Source organism: Vibrio sp. BS-M-Sm-2 (genome assembly GCF_041504345.1).
Classification (GTDB): domain Bacteria; phylum Pseudomonadota; class Gammaproteobacteria; order Enterobacterales; family Vibrionaceae; genus Vibrio; species Vibrio satsumensis.
In genome coordinates this window covers 1,700,897-1,719,201 of the sequence record NZ_CP167895.1, presented here as the reverse complement: position 1 = coordinate 1,719,201, position 18,305 = coordinate 1,700,897, and the positions used below count along the sequence as shown (strand labels likewise).

At 42.9% G+C, this 18,305-nt stretch carries 18 protein-coding genes; 9 read left to right on the top strand and 9 right to left on the bottom strand.

Features of this window, described 5'->3' with window-relative positions:
* Positions 1 to 190: 190 nt before the first annotated feature.
* The gene (locus tag AB8613_RS23515; protein ID WP_372385161.1) at positions 191 to 1,126 is read left to right on the top strand and encodes a hypothetical protein; all 936 of its coding nucleotides are present in this window, start codon (positions 191 to 193) and stop codon (positions 1,124 to 1,126) included.
* A 745-nt stretch (positions 1,127 to 1,871) separates the two neighbouring features.
* On the opposite strand, the gene AB8613_RS23510 is transcribed toward AB8613_RS23515, so the two are convergent.
* Positions 1,872 to 2,897: an IS110-like element ISVisp6 family transposase gene (locus AB8613_RS23510; protein WP_372385160.1), complete on the bottom strand. Its 1,026-nt coding sequence runs from the start codon at positions 2,895 to 2,897 to the stop codon at positions 1,872 to 1,874.
* A gap of 91 nt (positions 2,898 to 2,988) precedes the next feature.
* Here AB8613_RS23510 and AB8613_RS23505 point away from each other — a divergent pair, with 91 nt between their 5' ends.
* Positions 2,989 to 3,726 (top strand): HNH endonuclease signature motif containing protein, encoded by a 738-nt coding sequence (locus AB8613_RS23505; RefSeq protein ID WP_017420609.1) that lies wholly within the window; start codon positions 2,989 to 2,991, stop codon positions 3,724 to 3,726.
* Positions 3,727 to 3,871: 145 nt separating this feature from the next.
* On the opposite strand, the gene AB8613_RS23500 is transcribed toward AB8613_RS23505, so the two are convergent.
* A complete protein-coding gene (locus AB8613_RS23500) occupies positions 3,872 to 5,071 on the bottom strand; it encodes an IS4 family transposase (protein WP_065681753.1) in 1,200 nt (399 codons plus the stop codon).
* 142 nt (positions 5,072 to 5,213) lie between these two features.
* Here AB8613_RS23500 and AB8613_RS23495 point away from each other — a divergent pair, with 142 nt between their 5' ends.
* Positions 5,214 to 5,801, top strand: coding sequence for a hypothetical protein (locus AB8613_RS23495; protein WP_372385159.1), 588 nt, complete (start codon positions 5,214 to 5,216; stop codon positions 5,799 to 5,801).
* Between the two features lie 122 nt (positions 5,802 to 5,923).
* Here AB8613_RS23495 and AB8613_RS23490 read toward each other — a convergent pair whose 3' ends face one another.
* Positions 5,924 to 7,123: an IS4 family transposase gene (locus AB8613_RS23490; RefSeq protein ID WP_065681753.1), complete on the bottom strand. Its 1,200-nt coding sequence runs from the start codon at positions 7,121 to 7,123 to the stop codon at positions 5,924 to 5,926.
* A gap of 157 nt (positions 7,124 to 7,280) precedes the next feature.
* Here AB8613_RS23490 and AB8613_RS23485 point away from each other — a divergent pair, with 157 nt between their 5' ends.
* Both AB8613_RS23485 and AB8613_RS23480 read left to right on the top strand, forming a co-directional pair.
* A complete protein-coding gene (locus AB8613_RS23485) occupies positions 7,281 to 7,634 on the top strand; it encodes a DUF6404 family protein (protein ID WP_372385158.1) in 354 nt (117 codons plus the stop codon).
* Between the two features lie 161 nt (positions 7,635 to 7,795).
* Entirely contained in the window at positions 7,796 to 8,284 is a 489-nt protein-coding gene (locus AB8613_RS23480) for a GNAT family N-acetyltransferase (RefSeq protein WP_146490143.1), read from the top strand.
* 334 nt (positions 8,285 to 8,618) lie between these two features.
* On the opposite strand, the gene AB8613_RS23475 is transcribed toward AB8613_RS23480, so the two are convergent.
* Positions 8,619 to 9,641: an IS110 family transposase gene (locus tag AB8613_RS23475; RefSeq protein WP_372385157.1), complete on the bottom strand. Its 1,023-nt coding sequence runs from the start codon at positions 9,639 to 9,641 to the stop codon at positions 8,619 to 8,621.
* 109 nt (positions 9,642 to 9,750) lie between these two features.
* Complete coding sequence (locus tag AB8613_RS23470) at positions 9,751 to 10,950, bottom strand: IS4 family transposase (RefSeq protein ID WP_065681753.1); 1,200 nt, start codon at positions 10,948 to 10,950, stop codon at positions 9,751 to 9,753.
* Between the two features lie 156 nt (positions 10,951 to 11,106).
* Here AB8613_RS23470 and AB8613_RS23465 point away from each other — a divergent pair, with 156 nt between their 5' ends.
* Positions 11,107 to 11,988, top strand: a complete 882-nt coding sequence (locus AB8613_RS23465) for an NAD-dependent epimerase/dehydratase family protein (RefSeq protein ID WP_372385156.1) — start codon at positions 11,107 to 11,109, stop codon at positions 11,986 to 11,988.
* A gap of 72 nt (positions 11,989 to 12,060) precedes the next feature.
* Here the strand turns inward: AB8613_RS23465 and AB8613_RS23460 are convergent, their stop codons facing one another.
* Positions 12,061 to 12,345 carry a DUF1778 domain-containing protein gene (locus AB8613_RS23460; RefSeq protein WP_372385155.1) on the bottom strand — a complete coding sequence of 95 codons (285 nt, stop codon included), beginning with the start codon at positions 12,343 to 12,345 and terminating at the stop codon, positions 12,061 to 12,063.
* 148 nt (positions 12,346 to 12,493) lie between these two features.
* Positions 12,494 to 12,892, bottom strand: a complete 399-nt coding sequence (locus AB8613_RS23455; protein ID WP_372385154.1) for a hypothetical protein — start codon at positions 12,890 to 12,892, stop codon at positions 12,494 to 12,496.
* A gap of 195 nt (positions 12,893 to 13,087) precedes the next feature.
* On the opposite strand from AB8613_RS23455, the gene AB8613_RS23450 reads away from it, so the two are divergent.
* Complete coding sequence (locus AB8613_RS23450; RefSeq protein ID WP_243584923.1) at positions 13,088 to 13,567, top strand: Sbal_3080 family lipoprotein; 480 nt, start codon at positions 13,088 to 13,090, stop codon at positions 13,565 to 13,567.
* A gap of 180 nt (positions 13,568 to 13,747) precedes the next feature.
* Here AB8613_RS23450 and AB8613_RS23445 read toward each other — a convergent pair whose 3' ends face one another.
* On the bottom strand, positions 13,748 to 14,596 hold the full coding sequence (locus AB8613_RS23445; protein WP_372385153.1) for a DMT family transporter: 849 nt from the start codon (positions 14,594 to 14,596) through the stop codon (positions 13,748 to 13,750).
* 139 nt (positions 14,597 to 14,735) lie between these two features.
* Here AB8613_RS23445 and AB8613_RS23440 point away from each other — a divergent pair, with 139 nt between their 5' ends.
* Positions 14,736 to 15,635: a LysR substrate-binding domain-containing protein gene (locus AB8613_RS23440; protein WP_146490147.1), complete on the top strand. Its 900-nt coding sequence runs from the start codon at positions 14,736 to 14,738 to the stop codon at positions 15,633 to 15,635.
* Between the two features lie 108 nt (positions 15,636 to 15,743).
* Here the strand turns inward: AB8613_RS23440 and AB8613_RS23435 are convergent, their stop codons facing one another.
* The gene (locus AB8613_RS23435; RefSeq protein ID WP_372385152.1) at positions 15,744 to 17,312 is read right to left on the bottom strand and encodes an EAL domain-containing protein; all 1,569 of its coding nucleotides are present in this window, start codon (positions 17,310 to 17,312) and stop codon (positions 15,744 to 15,746) included.
* Between the two features lie 310 nt (positions 17,313 to 17,622).
* On the opposite strand from AB8613_RS23435, the gene AB8613_RS23430 reads away from it, so the two are divergent.
* A complete protein-coding gene (locus tag AB8613_RS23430) occupies positions 17,623 to 18,270 on the top strand; it encodes a hypothetical protein (protein WP_285954673.1) in 648 nt (215 codons plus the stop codon).
* Positions 18,271 to 18,305: the final 35 nt, after the last annotated feature.

Here is an 18,305-nt window from a genome sequence, read left to right as displayed (position 1 = left end):
AGCAAAAACGCCGACAATCATGTCGGCGTTTGTGTTTGAGAACACGGTTTCCAAGATACACCCTTCATAGCCTGAACTGCGGTTTACTCATACATTGGGGGGTTTTCTGCATTTTTCCGAAACTATATGGAAAATATCTGCTTTTCGTCATGTTTGATACGAAGATAAGTAGGTAAGATGATGTTATTAAATGAGTTATTGGGCTTGGCCTGAACGGTTTAGATTACTAGACAGAATTGTTTCAGAGACAAAATGCAGAATTATTCTGTCTAATATAGCTGTTAGCGGTTTTTTAAGTAAGGTATTTATGAAAAGGTATAGGATACTTTCTTTCGATTTTGACTCGAGAGCTTCATCACTAACTCCTGTTAAAGATGAGTGGGATGACACCGTAAAAGAGAATCATATTAATAACTACAAGAATACTGTTGAAGGGTTAAGTTCCCAATATGGCTCTAGTCAGCTAAATGCCAAAATTACAAATTTTGTTGCAATGGGCAACAAGCCATTTTCAGTATCAGCATTCCATAACAAATTCTTAGAGCAAGCTAGAAACGCATTTGTTATTGGTAGTTACTACCCTGCGTTGACGGGAGCTTGTGCTCTTGGTGAGCGTATTCTCAACCAATTGATGTTAGTTCTCCGAACCTATCATTCGGACAAGCCGGAATATAAAAAGGTTTACCGTAAGAGCTCTTTTGATTATTGGCCTTTAGTAATCGATACACTTGAAAGTTGGGGGGAGTTATTGCCAGAAGCAGCAGAAGCATTTCGTAAGCTAAATGTAATGCGAAACAAGGCGATACACTTTAATCCTGAAACCGATACGAACGATCGAGAATTAGCACTAGAGGCAATCTGTACAGTGCAAGATATTGTGAATATCCAGTTTAGTGTATTCGGTGAGCAACCATGGAGCTTTTCGACACCAGGTGAAGTTTATATAAAGAGAGAGTGGGAATCAAAACCACTGATAAAACATATATTTATTCCTAATTGTTGTTATGTTGGTTACAAGCATCGAGTTAAAACCATTTTACCTTCTGTAACTATATCTGATGAGCATGAATATGTTGATAACCCTGTTACAGACGAAGAGTTCGTTGTATTGCGAACAAACCGCTAACAAAGCGTTTAAGACAGATTCGCAACACTCGGCATTTTCAATTCAAGTTGAGTTTTGTGTTTACGGTGTAATGGTTTAGGTAAGGTGGTAGTGTTGCTCACTACTTAACGCGGCTACATGGATTCCCCCGGTTGTCAAACATCCGCTAAACTTATGTTGATGGGTTTTGGACTGCCGCTCTACATTCGGCCTACTTATCGACGATTCGCATACGTCGTGGCCCTGATGACTTGCGCGACTGCGGTGCCTTATTCGTTAGATGACATCTAATGTGTCCGCCGCATTAACAGGCTCTCCGCAAGTGGCCTTAACCTATCTCCATCATTAGCGTCTGCAATGACCCGGTGGGTTTAACTCTTTATGCTGCTTAAGGTTTTACTTAAGCAGCATAGTTTTCATATTCTGTTTGATTGTGTAAAAGCGACCATATAATTCGTGCGTTCTTCGCGGCAAGTGCCACTATTGCTCGGTTCATTCCTCTACATGGATTCCCCCGGTTGTCAAACATCCGCTAAACTTATGTTGATGGGTTTTGGACTGCCGCTCTACATTCGGCCTACTTATCGACGATTCGCATACGTCGTGGCCCTGATGACTTGCGCGACTGCGGTGCCTTATTCGTTAGATGACATCTAGTGTGTCCGCCGCATTAACAGGCTCTCCGTAAGTGGTCTTAACCTATCTCCATCATTAGCGTCTGCAATGACCCGGTGGGTTTAACTCTTTATGCTGCTTAAGGTTTTACTTAAGCAGCATAGTTTTCATATTCTGTTTGATTGTGTAAAAGCGACCATATAATTCGTGCGTTCTTCGCGGCAAGTGCCACTATTGCTCGGTTCATTCCTCTTCGTTCCAGAACGCCTCTGCACCACTGACTTAACTTATCTTGCTTGTCGCCAAGGTTGGCAATCACGGTCCTTGCGCCGTGAACTAATAGTGTTCGTAAGTATTTGTCGCCGTGTTTGGTTATCCGACCTAAGCGAGGTTTTCCTCCTGTGGAATATTGCTTTGGTACTAGTCCTAGCCAAGCAGAGAAATCACGGCTTTTATCAAATTGAGAACCATTGCCTATCGAAGCAAGTATCGCAGTAGCGGTTTGCGGCCCAATACCTCGAACTTTCATCACTCGTTGAACATTAGCGCTGACCTTAGCAAAAGAGTCAAAGACTTGTTCTGTATCGGCGATACGTTGATTCAATTCACCAAGGTGGTGATAAGCATCGGCAATGACTGTTCTTGCGAGGTGTGGCAGTTCATTTTCTGCATCTTCGAGCATTAAGGGAACGTGTTTCATTAACGAAGAGCGGCCAACAGGAATGATCAACCCGAATTCAGAGAGTAGGGCGCGCATGCGATTCATAAGCGCGGTGCGTTCACGAACCCAATGCTCTCTCATTCTATGTACCGATAAGATGGCTTGTTGCTCGGGGGATTTTACGGGTACAAAGCGAGTTGATGGACGCTGAACAGCTTCGCATATGGCAACAGCATTATTAAGGTCGTTCTTTCCTTTAGTTCGATAAGGCATTACGTATTTAACGGCCATAATGCGGGCGTCGTGCCCAAGTTTATTGAGTGTTCTTGCCCAATAATGTGCACCACCACACGCTTCAACGCCTATACGCATGAGTGGCATATTTGCTATTGTAGTCAGTAGTTTAGAGCGAGTTACCGACTTATGAAGTATGACCTTACCATTTTGGTCTACGGCATGAAGACTGAAGTGGTTTTTAGCTAGGTCGATACCGCAGAAATAAGAATAATCAGACATGGTGCCTCCGATGCATTTAAGTACCACATAAGTGTGGCAGATCCTCGGTAGGGGGAATCCATGTCATTCGTTATGCATATAAGAGGAAATCATGGCTATTTCGGATAAGAATCGGAAAATTCTTTGGGGTAAATCTGGAAACAAATGTGCAATGTGCAGGCACACCTTGGTTTTCGAAAAAACTGATCATGATTCTGAGTCGGTTGTCGGGGAAGAATGCCACATTATTTCTGGCGCGAAAAATGGTCCTAGAAGTGACGTAGACTTCCCAAGAGACAAAATAGACGATGTATCAAACTTAATCTTGCTTTGTAGGCTTCATCACAAACAAATAGATGATCAGGTTGAGACATATACCGCAGAGTTATTGCGAATTATCAAAACGAACCACGAAACGTGGGTAGAAGAAAAATTAAAAGACGCTCCTAGCATTCGAAATGTCAGAGTCGTTCGTGATAAGTCTCAGATTCCAAGTAAGTTAAATGTTGTCCATACTGGCAAAGAAATGTTTGAAATCATCACTGGTTGCCAAGCATTTTATATGGATTACACAGATAACCTTTCAGACGATGAACTTGAGCTCGTTGGTAACTTTCTACAGAATGTAAAGGATTGGTCTGAAATCGCGCAAGAATTAGAACCAATTCAAAAAATTAATGCCAGTAAAGATATCGGCTTGGAGCTAGCAGCTCTTCGTGATTGTAACCTATTCGCTTTTACTGCAGTAGAAATACAGAAAATGGTCGGTGGTATAAGTGGTGAGTTACCTTTCCCTGTTTTGCACCTGACCGTCAGTAAGGCAAGTGATCCTAATGTGGTTTCGAGTTAGCCGGAAAAATATGCATAACAAATTGTTCAAGAGTGATTCGGCACGCGTGGCATTTGTATTATGCGTCAGTTTTAGTGGTTAAGGTGCTATGCAGAGGCTGTTGTATTGCGCGCCTCACACCTTAACAAGGCGCTGACGGATCCCCTCATAATTTCCCTAGTCCTGCGTTGTGTGTGAGCCTTTGATATTCGAACATTCCCCATTGATATTGGGATTCATTAATTTGATATCGCCGATGATTTCGAACCTCTCTCCCTAGACGAGGTATGGAGAGAACTCGGCGGTGTTTAATGCTGTTGGCTTGGAAGTCAAAATGCCATTTGGCCTGTACTGCAATGAGGCCATTCCACCACATCAAGATTTCAGCGAGCAACGCAATAAGAAGCAGGATATCTAATCGTTTAGTACAACGAGTTCTGTTGTGACGAAGTGCGATCCCATAGGCGGTACTCTTTAGATCGCGGAAGGCCTCTTCTATCTGCATACGCTTGGCGTACAGATTGGTAATTTGTACTTCATTTAAGATATGTCTAGGGACATTCGTCGCGAGTAGCCACGGCTCCTTCGCACTGCGCTGGTAGAGATGTGTAGCGGAGTGTTTTTGGCTGGTTCTACTATGGCGCTGGGCTTTTCGGCCTTTTTCTAATCCCTTATAAACATAGGCTTCACAAGATATCGGTGATCTCTTTGCTAGTAAGCAGTGGCCAAGATATTTGGGTTTATGGACAGCGGTTGGATAAAAGGTTTTATTTGAGACCCAAGGTTTATGAGGTTGTTTGATTGATACTTCACCTCGGACACGACCTAACCAAAACCAGCCTTTCTCTTGAACTTGTCGGAACCAAGTATTTCGAAAACCCGCATCAGAAACGATGATTGGACTGGTTTTACTGGGTAAAATACTCTGCAATTTATCGAGGAATGTTTGGTGACTTTTCGGTGAATTATATTGGCCATACTCAAAAACTTGTTCAAAGATTGTGATGGCTCGACCATCAAGTGCAACGGATGCTCTTAACGTCATATAACGAAGTTGTTCACGAACATCAGACCAATCCACAAGGATCACAGGGCATGAGTTGGCGCCCGTTATTAAGTAGGCATGCCATTTATAAATTAGGTCTTTTTCACGATGTAGTTGGCGATTTCCAAGCAGTCTATCAACGCGTTTGATCGCATGTTTTACCGTGGTATTAGTTTCCAGTTTGCGACCTAGTTTAGTTAGCGTCAAGTCTGAGCCGTCAAGTACACTTTTTGTAGCAAGTATCAGAGAACTAACGCGTTTTTTGTGAATGGAGGGGCATTGGTTTTGTATGGTTTGTTGTAAAATCTGAATATCGCGCATCGTTAGTTCACTTGTTCGAAATGTGTGTTCAGCGATATTCATTAGATCAAAGACGGCGATGCGCGTCTACCTCATTGTTTTTATGCCTAATTATGAGGGGATTCGCAAGAACAAGGCGTTATGTGATTTATTGAGGTAAGCGGTGAAATTGAACTCAAGTGATATTACTTTGGAACGGATGTATCAAGCACTAATGGTAGTGAATTATTTTCACGAAGATGTATCGATCTCTCGTGATTTACTGGATCAAAGCGACACTCAATTTAATAGAAGACAGTATGTTAGGGTGGCTTTCGCTGCTTTTGAAAGCTCACTTTATCAATATAAGAAAATGTACTTAGAACTGCAAAGTTTGGATGAGTTTTGTAGTTTTTCTAGAGAAGAAATAGCGTACTTAAAAGATAAAGAGATCCGCCTTGGTGAGAGTGGTAAGTTTGAAGAAAAAAATGCAAGAATACCTCTTAAACCTAATGTTAAGTGTTTTATCGAACTAACGAAGAAGCTATTTGGTAATCAAATAGACCCAATGAAAGACCAATATGGGTGGCAAAGCTTTATTCGCTCTATTGAGGTAAGAAATAAGCTAATGCATCCAAAAGAACCTAAAGAGTTTGAAGTAACCGATGAGCAGTTATCTGATATAAAATCAGCATTTAAGTGGTTTATCGATAGTGTTCATTCCAGTACTTTATTTGGTTTTCTTGATCGCTGTGAGCTGAAGCTTGTTTGAAATATGGGCTACAAAATCACATAACAAAGCATTTAAGAGTGATTCGCAACGCTTGGCGTTTTCGCTTCGCTCAAGTATAGCCAAGCGCCGCTCACGCCTTAATGCGGCGCTGACGGATCCCCTCATAATTTCCCTAGTCCTGCGTTGTGTGTGAGCCTTTGATATTCGAACATTCCCCATTGATATTGGGATTCATTAATTTGATATCGCCGATGATTTCGAACCTCTCTCCCTAGACGAGGTATGGAGAGAACTCGGCGGTGTTTAATGCTGTTGGCTTGGAAGTCAAAATGCCATTTGGCCTGTACTGCAATGAGGCCATTCCACCACATCAAGATTTCAGCGAGCAACGCAATAAGAAGCAGGATATCTAATCGTTTAGTACAACGAGTTCTGTTGTGACGAAGTGCGATCCCATAGGCGGTACTCTTTAGATCGCGGAAGGCCTCTTCTATCTGCATACGCTTGGCGTACAGATTGGTAATTTGTACTTCATTTAAGATATGTCTAGGGACATTCGTCGCGAGTAGCCACGGCTCCTTCGCACTGCGCTGGTAGAGATGTGTAGCGGAGTGTTTTTGGCTGGTTCTACTATGGCGCTGGGCTTTTCGGCCTTTTTCTAATCCCTTATAAACATAGGCTTCACAAGATATCGGTGATCTCTTTGCTAGTAAGCAGTGGCCAAGATATTTGGGTTTATGGACAGCGGTTGGATAAAAGGTTTTATTTGAGACCCAAGGTTTATGAGGTTGTTTGATTGATACTTCACCTCGGACACGACCTAACCAAAACCAGCCTTTCTCTTGAACTTGTCGGAACCAAGTATTTCGAAAACCCGCATCAGAAACGATGATTGGACTGGTTTTACTGGGTAAAATACTCTGCAATTTATCGAGGAATGTTTGGTGACTTTTCGGTGAATTATATTGGCCATACTCAAAAACTTGTTCAAAGATTGTGATGGCTCGACCATCAAGTGCAACGGATGCTCTTAACGTCATATAACGAAGTTGTTCACGAACATCAGACCAATCCACAAGGATCACAGGGCATGAGTTGGCGCCCGTTATTAAGTAGGCATGCCATTTATAAATTAGGTCTTTTTCACGATGTAGTTGGCGATTTCCAAGCAGTCTATCAACGCGTTTGATCGCATGTTTTACCGTGGTATTAGTTTCCAGTTTGCGACCTAGTTTAGTTAGCGTCAAGTCTGAGCCGTCAAGTACACTTTTTGTAGCAAGTATCAGAGAACTAACGCGTTTTTTGTGAATGGAGGGGCATTGGTTTTGTATGGTTTGTTGTAAAATCTGAATATCGCGCATCGTTAGTTCACTTGTTCGAAATGTGTGTTCAGCGATATTCATTAGATCAAAGACGGCGATGCGCGTCTACCTCATTGTTTTTATGCCTAATTATGAGGGGATTCGCAAGAATGCGGCGTTAGGTTTTTCCGCGGTCAAATGGAATTGAGGGGATATCATGGATTATCAAACGAAGCTCCAATTTGCACATAAAGAGCTCAATGATAAAGGTGTTTGGAAGTCGAATTACAATCCACCAATAGTCAAGTTACTATGCAAAATGGGACTTAACTTCCCGCCGCCTTATTATCAGACCTTCATGGACAACTGGATTATTTCAGCCATCATGTTCGCTCCTGTTTGGGGTGTTTTAAATTGGTTTGTGGTTTGGAGTAAAGCAGATAAGCCAGTTCTCGAAGCTGTCTATATGTCTCTGATTGGTGGTGTTTTGTCTGGGCTAATTATGGCGACATTTTACTTTGTTAGACGAAAGCAATTGAATCTGTCGGAGTGGAGTTCTTTGGGAGAATAGCCCCAAAATCTAACAAGTATTTAAGAAGGATTCGCAACGCTTGGCGAATTTCGTTTAAATTCAGCTTTAGTGTTTAAGGTGGCTTGTCGAGGCTATGGCGTCGCTCACCTCTTAAGACGGCGTTATGTTGCGGATTGAATTTATCCTATTGGAAGGAATGTATGGTTGTACTGAGGGAAATGCGTCAAGAAGAGTATCCTGATTATTGTCAGTACTTTATTGACGATTATAGTCGAGAAATTGCTCAAAACTATGGGCACTCAATGGAGCTTGCCATTGAGTTGGCAAAAAAAGATCTTCATCGTTGTTTTCCGAACGGGTTGGAGGGGAAAGAGCATTCGTTGCTTTGTATCGAAAGCGAATTGAATGGACAACAGTGCTTAGTTGGATATTTATGGCATTCCGTTAATGTTACTGACAAGTCTACTTTTATATACGACTTTTACGTGTCGAGTGAATATAGAGGTTGTGGTTATGGAACAGCGGCGATATCTGAATTAGAAAAACAGTTGCAAGAATGCGGTGTTGAACAAATTAAGTTGAGGGTTGCTTATCATAATGAACGAGCCCTCAAACTATACCAAGCTGTAGGTTTTGCCATTACGGGCTTCAACATGTCTAAAAAAATAGGTGATATAGCCTCAACATAACAAACTGTTTAAGAGTGATTCGCAACGCGTGGCATTTTTACTATGCGTTGCGTTTAGTGTTTAAGGTGGTATGCGGTGGCATCGGTATTGCGTTGCTCACATATATGGTCTCCCCCAGTTTCGCAAGTCAGCAGTATGATTAAAAGCGCAGGTTAACTTCCATATATACGGCCTGTTTAACGGCTATTGCCTTGGCCAAGATGAGGAAGTCGAACACGAAGTCCTAATCACCTTATCGACTTTATAAGCCAGTGTGAGCATAAGGTTTTCAACGTGTAGGATTTGTCCTGTTATTCATCTTACTACGTACTTTGCAAAGGGTTGGTGATTGTTACTAGCTTTGTGTGGCTTGGTATTCTTCATTTTTAGTTGTAACAGCCCACGCTATTCGCATGAGTTTGTTTGCTAAAGCGACAGCGGCTCTGTTTGGTCCTCGTCGTTCTTGGAGTTCAAGCATCCACTTACTGAGATTATCGGATTTAAATTTGGAGCGCCTCAACGCTGCTCTTGCTCCATGAACGAGAAGGGAGCGGATATACGTATTGCCTCTTTTAGTTATTCCTAGAAGAATGACTTTGTCGCCGCTGGTATCTTGCCTTGGTACAAGCCCCATTGCGGCGGAGGCATCTCTACCGGTTTTGAACTGTTGTCCAGAGCCTAGCCATACCGCCACGGCTTGGCTAGTGAGTGGCCCAAAGCCTGGAATCGACATGAGTCGCTTTGCGTTTTCGAACTGCTTGATGGTTTGGTTAAGTTTATCGTCGAACCATTTTACTTGTTCGTCGATGTATAAATATCGTTCGTACTGATGGGATAGCAACTCTCTTAATATACAAGACAGTTTGTTTTCATCGTTCTCGAGTATTTCGGGTATGGCCTTTCTGAAGGCTGCGGCTCCTTTGGGCATAATGATGCCGTATTCAGAGATAAGGCCACGCACTTGATTAACGATACGAGTTCTTTCAGTGACGAGCAGACGTCTCATTCGAATAAGAGATTGGATGTCTTGTTGCTCGACGGATTTATGAGGCACAGGGTGAGGTCTTTTGTAGAGCGCGACTTCGGCAATGGCTTCGGCATCGTTATAGTCGTTTTTCTGTTTACGCCTTTGAGTTTTCACATGCTGGGGTGCGTAGAGTATGACTTCGTGACCGAACTGAGAGAATTCACGAGCCCAGTAGTGTGCGCCGGAACAAGCTTCCATGGCGATAGTACAAGGTTCTTTATTGGCGATGTAACTAAGTAGTTTACTTCGTTGAAGTTTTTTACGGCAAAGATTCTTCCCTTTATGATTGATTTCAAAAAGAAAGAAGATATTTTTTGCTAAATCGATACCGATGATTTTATGCTGAGTCATGGTCTTCTCCTTTTACTTCGGACCTGAACACTCCAAGCATGGCTTACAGTCATGTGAAGTGGTAGGGGGAGACCATCTCATCACCTTAATCCGGCGCTGACGGATCCCCTCATAATTTCCCTAGTCCTGCGTTGTGTGTGAGCCTTTGATATTCGAACATTCCCCATTGATATTGGGATTCATTAATTTGATATCGCCGATGATTTCGAACCTCTCTCCCTAGACGAGGTATGGAGAGAACTCGGCGGTGTTTAATGCTGTTGGCTTGGAAGTCAAAATGCCATTTGGCCTGTACTGCAATGAGGCCATTCCACCACATCAAGATTTCAGCGAGCAACGCAATAAGAAGCAGGATATCTAATCGTTTAGTACAACGAGTTCTGTTGTGACGAAGTGCGATCCCATAGGCGGTACTCTTTAGATCGCGGAAGGCCTCTTCTATCTGCATACGCTTGGCGTACAGATTGGTAATTTGTACTTCATTTAAGATATGTCTAGGGACATTCGTCGCGAGTAGCCACGGCTCCTTCGCACTGCGCTGGTAGAGATGTGTAGCGGAGTGTTTTTGGCTGGTTCTACTATGGCGCTGGGCTTTTCGGCCTTTTTCTAATCCCTTATAAACATAGGCTTCACAAGATATCGGTGATCTCTTTGCTAGTAAGCAGTGGCCAAGATATTTGGGTTTATGGACAGCGGTTGGATAAAAGGTTTTATTTGAGACCCAAGGTTTATGAGGTTGTTTGATTGATACTTCACCTCGGACACGACCTAACCAAAACCAGCCTTTCTCTTGAACTTGTCGGAACCAAGTATTTCGAAAACCCGCATCAGAAACGATGATTGGACTGGTTTTACTGGGTAAAATACTCTGCAATTTATCGAGGAATGTTTGGTGACTTTTCGGTGAATTATATTGGCCATACTCAAAAACTTGTTCAAAGATTGTGATGGCTCGACCATCAAGTGCAACGGATGCTCTTAACGTCATATAACGAAGTTGTTCACGAACATCAGACCAATCCACAAGGATCACAGGGCATGAGTTGGCGCCCGTTATTAAGTAGGCATGCCATTTATAAATTAGGTCTTTTTCACGATGTAGTTGGCGATTTCCAAGCAGTCTATCAACGCGTTTGATCGCATGTTTTACCGTGGTATTAGTTTCCAGTTTGCGACCTAGTTTAGTTAGCGTCAAGTCTGAGCCGTCAAGTACACTTTTTGTAGCAAGTATCAGAGAACTAACGCGTTTTTTGTGAATGGAGGGGCATTGGTTTTGTATGGTTTGTTGTAAAATCTGAATATCGCGCATCGTTAGTTCACTTGTTCGAAATGTGTGTTCAGCGATATTCATTAGATCAAAGACGGCGATGCGCGTCTACCTCATTGTTTTTATGCCTAATTATGAGGGGATTCGCAAGAATCCGGCGTTAGCTGCTTTGAGGTTAATCATTAGTAAGGTGTCGTAATGAGAATATTGGTAACAGGCTCTGCGGGTAGGGTCGGGCGTGCAATTTATATTAAATTAATGCGAACACATGACGTAGTCGGCATTGATAAAACACCTTGCTCAACAGCCGATTATATTGGTGATATCCGTGATAGCGCTCTGATTGATGGGGTTCTTGAAAATATTGATGTCATCGTTCATACAGCAGCTCTTCATGCTCCTCATGTTGGTTTAGTACCTGATTCAGAGTTTACATCTATCAACGTAGATGCGACTGAGAAATTGGCTTTGGCTGGCGTAAAAGCAGGTGTTAAGCACTTTATTTTTACCAGTACAACCGCGTTATACGGCTATGCCTCGACACCTAAAAGTATTGCAGGTTGGATTGATGAGGAAGTTACCCCAAAACCCAAGTCGATTTATCATAAAAGTAAAATTGCGGCTGAAACTAAGCTAGAAGAAATTTCAAATCTGTTTCAGCTTCCAGTGACTGTGTTGCAAATGTCGAGATGCTTTCCTGAGCCTGCGGATTTAATGGCTATATTTCGCCTGACTCGTGGTATTGATGCTCGCGATGTAGCAAATGCTCATTTATGTGCTGTGGAAAAACGCTTGAGCGGTTTTAATCGTTTTATAATCTCAGGTGCAACGCCTTTTCATTTTTCTGATTGTGAAGCTCTATATAATGAAGCTGGAGCTGTTATCACACATAAGTGCCCAGAAATCGCGCTAGCATTTCAACAAAGAAGCTGGCAATTACCTCAAAGCTTAGATCGCGTATATGATTCGTCGTCCGCACGTGAGAAATTAGGTTGGTCTCCTATACATGGTTTTGAAAGTATTTTAGAAATGCTAGATACTGAAACCGCTGAAGTATTACCAGTTTTGAAACTCAGCTAATAAAGCTTTTAAGACAGATTCGTAACGCGTGGCATTTTGGCGATGCGTTGGTTTTAGTGATTAAAGTGGCTTTTAGAGGCTTTTGTATAGCGTTACGCTCTCGTATCGTTCAGAAGCTGCTTTTAGTTTTGAGTTCTGTGTTGCAGGACGGTCTAAAGCATCCATTAGCAACATAGCATCAGCTTGGCTCAGTTTTAAAGTTTGTTCACGTTCGATGACTTGTTTCGCTTTTTCAACTGCAGCGCTTAGTACAAATGAGTCAATACTAGACATGCCGGCGATCGCGGCTGCTTTAGTTAGTAAATCTTGTGTATCGACATCAACTCTAGCGGTGATGCGAGGCAAGGTAGTAGCCATAATGTTATCTCCTGTTGTGTCAAAGTGTCACATGGGTGTTATGGTCTTAAAGTGTGCAATAAGCAATTCTGTGTCACTTTGGCACTCAAGCCAACAAACGTTTAAGAATCAAGACAACCAAACAGGGCGCCAACAGGCGCCCTTTGTGTTAGTTGGAAACGCTGTAAGTGTCGTAGTCGCGCAGTAAGAAGAGTGCGACACAGGCAGCGAGCATTGGCCAAGAGGCAAAGAAAAGTAGGTTATTGAATGGGTCCATGTATTTAGCGAAAGAAGCGAAGGTGGAACCTGCATGCAAGACCAAAATGGCACCGTAGGTGTACTTCTTCCACATGCCGACGACGAACGCGCCTAAAAAGCCGAGCTGTGCGACACCCAGAGCCATCATCGCATTGTTCGAGATGTCGATGCCATAAAAACCAGACAGCACTTTTGTCGCGTGTTCAGGGACAAGGATCTTATCCAAGCCCCAGAACAAGAAGACGATAAAAATGCCGACTCTCAGTAGTAGTAGGCACGTCGCCAGTTTGGTTTGAAGTGTCTTTTCCATGATATTCCTTTAATGCACTCAACGATGCGATGAAATTAAATGTCCCTCCAAGGAGACCCATCGCTTTCGCATTTTCTTTCGTTGTTTTTTAGTGCCTTATGTAATAAGGAATGTCTGATTAACCTTTGCTTATATAATATGTCATTTTTTTGATGTGGTATCATTTACGCAGTTAATTGTTAATGGATATATAACGTGAAAAAATACCTACTATTATCGCTTTCGGTTTTAATTTTGGCTGGTTGTGGAGCCCCTCGTTACACAGGGAGCGCGATTCCAGAACCTAAGACTGAAGTGGATGTTGTTATTGTTAAAGACGCTGAAACACGTGAAGGGTTCTTGAATACCATGGAAGCGTGGCTGCAAGATAACGATTATACCTACACTGTCGTACCAGATAAGTCGAAGCACGATCTTGATAAGCTAACATTGGAGTATGAAGGCCATTGGAGCTGGGACTTAGCGTTGTTCTTAAAGCAAGCGGAGATCAATGCTTATCAGAACGGGCAAAGAGTCGGTGAAGTAGAGTTTAAAGTTCCATATACAGCGAACCCGAACAAGTTCGGTGATGCATCTAAGCGTATTGGTTTTATGATGGATACGGTATTTGGTAAGAAAACCGCTGAAGAAGCGACGAAAGCGGCCAATTCATCAGATTCAAAAGCGACGAACTAGTTTAATTGGCTTACTAGTTCATCCCTTTATTCTCTTTAAGCTCTGCTCGAAGAGACGAAGATGTGAAGTCGTTGCTTTTACAGTTACGGCTTCACATCGCTCATATTAATTAAAGATCTTGTCTGAAGTGATACCTTACTCATTTGGCTTAGTATTCAGGTCTGGTATCAATAAACTTTGTTAGCTTTGCTTCTTTTCATTTCGAGCCAGCCAGATGAGCGGCAGTATGATCATCGCAGTGCCAATCGCCATTGCAATATCAGGCATTTCACCAAACCAGACCAACCCAACTCCCACCGCACCGAGTAAGCCGCTGTATTCAGCGCTGGCGATTTTATTGCTTTCTGCCGATCGGTAAGTGACGACACATATCGCCGCGTAGATGAGGATAAAGCCGCTTGAACCTGCGGCAGTGATAAGTGGTGACCAATCCCATTCACGGCCTTCCCAAATGGCGAGCCCAAGTGATGCCGGAACGCCTGCTAAATTGGTTAACAACAACGTTTGTGCCACGGTTTGATGCTTCGGAAGTTTGCGAATTAACAAGTTATTACTGGCAATGGTTAACGCCACGATAAGCGCTGCAATGGCCGCCCAATCGATCTCTGTCGGGCGAATGATAACCAGAACGCCCATAAAGCCGAATATTCCAGCAGCAACTGAGTAGCGGTTGAGTTGCTCTTTGAAAAATACCAAGGCTAACGGCAACATCATCAAAGGTGCGGCGTAGAAAATCGCGTTGGCGGTGGCCAATGGCATGGCATTGATGGCAAACACCATAAAGATTGCCCCCAATAACCATATGTGCGCGCGCAGGGCATGCCATTTCAGCCCGTCGGTGAAACTCTTTTTACTCACGCCAAAACAAAAAGGCAGAAGGATTAACACGGCAGTTAGCTGTCTGAAGAAGACAAATTGAAACACAGCAATGTCTTCACCCAAGGTTTTAATTAAGGCATCAGAGAAAACCGCAATGAGATTGCCGACAATGAGTAAACTCATTGCCATTCCAACAGACATTGTAGGCATGAAGAAGCTCCTATCATTGACTGACGCGTGTTCAGTGTGAGTTAAAAAGAAAGTGAATAAATGTGATGGCGTAATCTTAATGCATAAAATCGTTTCATATATAATGATATAAATTCACTTAGTATGAGCTGAACTAATAATGAAATTACCCCCTTTGAGATCAATACAATGTTTCGAATCGGTCGCTCGTTTTAATAGCTTTTCTCAAGCGGCTATAGCGCTTCATGTTACTCAAAGTGCGGTGAGTCATCAGGTTCGCTTGCTGGAGGAATACTTAGGTGAAACCTTGTTTGTGCGTCAGGGAAGGCGTTTATCGCTCACCCCGATAGGAGAGCGTTACTATGAAGAGGTGTCCCATTCATTGCAGAATATCGCGCAAGCCAGCTACCAGATCCGCGAAGGTGACAGTGGCAAAATTCGGATTGCAATGTACAGTTCTCTGGCGGTGAAATGGTTGGTGCCTAGGCTCGAAAACTTACGCCAGCAGCATCCAGAAATTGATTTAACGTTAAGTATGGTGGCCGATGAGCCTGAGTTTTCGGATCAAGTAGCCGACTGCTTTATCACTGCCTACCCGCCAAAGAAAAACTACGTTAGTGACTTCCTATACAAAGAGCAGCTCTATCCGTTCTGTAGCCAAAAGGTGTGGCAGAGAATCGAAGATAAACCTTTGCCAGAGGCACTATGGGATCAGCAGTTACTTTCAGTAAGTTCGATCTTCAAGGACGGCGGTGAAGCGAAAGATTGGATTCAGTGGTGTGAACGTGGTGGTTTCAGCTTGCCAAAGGATGTGAAAATTAGCCAGTTCAGTCACATGGTACTGGCCGCCGAGGCCGTGAAATACCATCAAGGTATCGCGTTCCTGAACGACTACTTTCTTAACGACCAAGATCTTCAACAAAACTTGGTTCGTATCCCAATGCACGATTTGCCGACGGGCGACAATATGTATTTTGTCTACAAAAAGTCGAGAGCTAAGCAGTTTGAAATCAAGACTCTAGGCCATTGGCTTAAACAGCAATGCTTTGATTATGAGTAAACAGTGAAACATAGCGTTGAAAGAAACCGCTCACGCTCATACACATGCGTGGTATCTAGATACCACGCATGTATTTTAGGGGCGTGAACAAGGTTCTTATACTTATTTCTATTCTGGTTTTGAGGTGGACAAGATTTGATCGCTATAGTTCGTGGTCATGTGCTGCTGTCTGAGTAAGCTGACGGTCAGGTTTATCGGCATTGGCTTATAAAAATAGAAGCCTTGAATATAATCGACGCCCAGTTTAGACAAGATGTTCACTTGGGATTCGTACTCGACACCTTCAACGATAACTTGCATGCCCAGAGTTTGAGAAAGTTGCAGCATGGATTCAAGCAAAGGGATACCAAGGCTGGACTCGTCTGAAATGTTTTTCACGAATACACGATCAATTTTGAGAATGCTGAACGGGAATTGCCTGACAAAGTCTAACCCTGCGTAACCAGTACCAAAGTCATCAATCGCGACTCTTACGCCCATGTTCGATAGTTTGGTTAGGTTGTCTCTAATTTTGACCATGTCGGCATCAGAACATTCACCATCCTCTGTTACTTCAAATACCACCTGTTTGAGAATCTCAGGGTGTCTTTTAAATATGCTAAGCACCTTGTTAGAGAAGTTACTGTTAGACACGACGTTTCGGCTGATGTTGACGCTAATGTACTTTGACTCAAATACATCTTGATTGCTTTTCAATGTTATTAAGACTTTGCGTAATACGAAGTAGGTCAGCTCTTCAATCAAGCCTAAGCTTTCGGCAAGCGGTATGAAGATGGCAGGGGACACATTGCCTTCAATTGGGTCGTTCCACCTGAGCAGCGACTCACAGCCGACGATCTCGTTGGTGTTTTGGTTAACGATGGGTTGCATGTGTACATGTAGGTGTTTGTTTTTTAGCGCGCTTGAAAGTGAATACTCTAAGCTACGCTGGCTCTGCTTTTTGTGTTTAGCAGAGAGCAGGCAGATAGTGGTGATTCCCGCCATGAGAAAACCAAACCATGAAAAGCTCATGAGGAAGTGTATGTAGTACTGGTGTCCGATGTAGGAGGTAATGGCCAACGGGTAGGCATCTGATTGTATGCGTACTTCTGCGAGATATGGTCCGGGATCGGTAGGGTGGATATCTCTTTTAATCACTTCAACCTTAGAGTTTATACCATGGCTACTCAGGCTCGTTTCTACAAGGTCGTAGATGAAGTGTGGCGGTATCATAAGGCTCACCCCGGCTTCTTCTTTGTTCGAGAAAATGAGCATGATGGATTGTACTTTAGTAATAGCTGCACTCGAGTAAGACAGAGTGGTTAAATTTGGATCTTCATTGAGCCTTTCTCGAATGGTGCTATATAAGCGAAACGACACATCGCCATCCGTGGTGGAGCAATAAAAGCGGTTGTATTTATTGAATACGGCGGCTTCTTTTACCCAATCGGCATTGAATACATTTTGACGAAGCTCGGTCACTATTGCATCGCAAGAAAGGTCGGGCGTGATCTCTGAGAGAAAGCTTCCAAATCGAGCTTGGATCTCTTGAAGCTTTGTTTCTACTAACTGTGAAGACTTTTCGGTTAACGCATGATAATGAGACGGTGTAAAAGGTATGAGTAATGCCATCGACAAAATGAAAGAAATGGCAAAGTAGAATGTGGTCTTGGCAAAATGTTGGTACTTGATATCCATAGTAGGAAAAGCGTTACCGATTGGATGAGCATTCAATTTAATTTATAAATTTAACGATTGAGTGGCAAGATAAATAATAATTATTGTGAATGTACGCATGTGTTATGCATTGAAATAGCGTATTTTATGCTCTTAGTATAAAAATCAGAGTGTTAGATATGCTTCAAAGGTTGAGTACGTCGTTTTTTTGTTCAGCACTTTTGAGGGGGTTGATGAGGCAGATTGTTGCGGGTTTTAAGTATCAAATTGAGGCCTGTAATTTTTGAAACAACGCGAGTGGGTGGATTTGAGCGTAATGATAAAAAATATGATTTGGATGTTGGTGCGTGTGTTCATCGCGTATTTAATGATTGCTCCTACCTACGCGATCTTTATCTTGTCTAATACCGCAGCCCCTCGCTTTTTAGAGACCAAACCAGAAGTGCTAGCTTGGCTTTCGTGCTTCCTTCTTTTGATTGGCTATGTACTCATCAGGTTTTCCAGAACGAGATATGCAGGGAAGTTATTGTCTCTGAGTGTGCTGGGAGCGGCAGTCTTAATCATGTACGTCGAGGAGCGTTATTGGATTTTTGAAGTCTATGCTAATGCGTGGAGTTTATTTTTGGCTGCTCTGTATTTGATGATGCTTTTGTATTTTATTTTTCCTGTTAAGCAACTTAAGCCTTTACTGAGCTTAGTTCCTGTCGCGGGCGTATCTTGGTTTTTGGTTTGGAGTTTTATGTGGCCAGCAAGCTTAACGTATGATTTGATAAGCAGTAAGGCAACCATTTCACCTGAGCGCTATCAAAAGGTCATCGACTTGCTACCTGAGGTGTACCTAGATGGTCTCCAGTCGGGTTTATTTTCCATGCTGCTTGCTCTGTGGTTATATGCCTTCGTCATCTTGTGTTACAACCCCAAACGTAGCTATCGGACATTGGCCGCTCATATAGATAAGATTCGCAACGCGCGGCATTAATAGGTCTCATATATATGCTTTGGGAATAGGAAAAG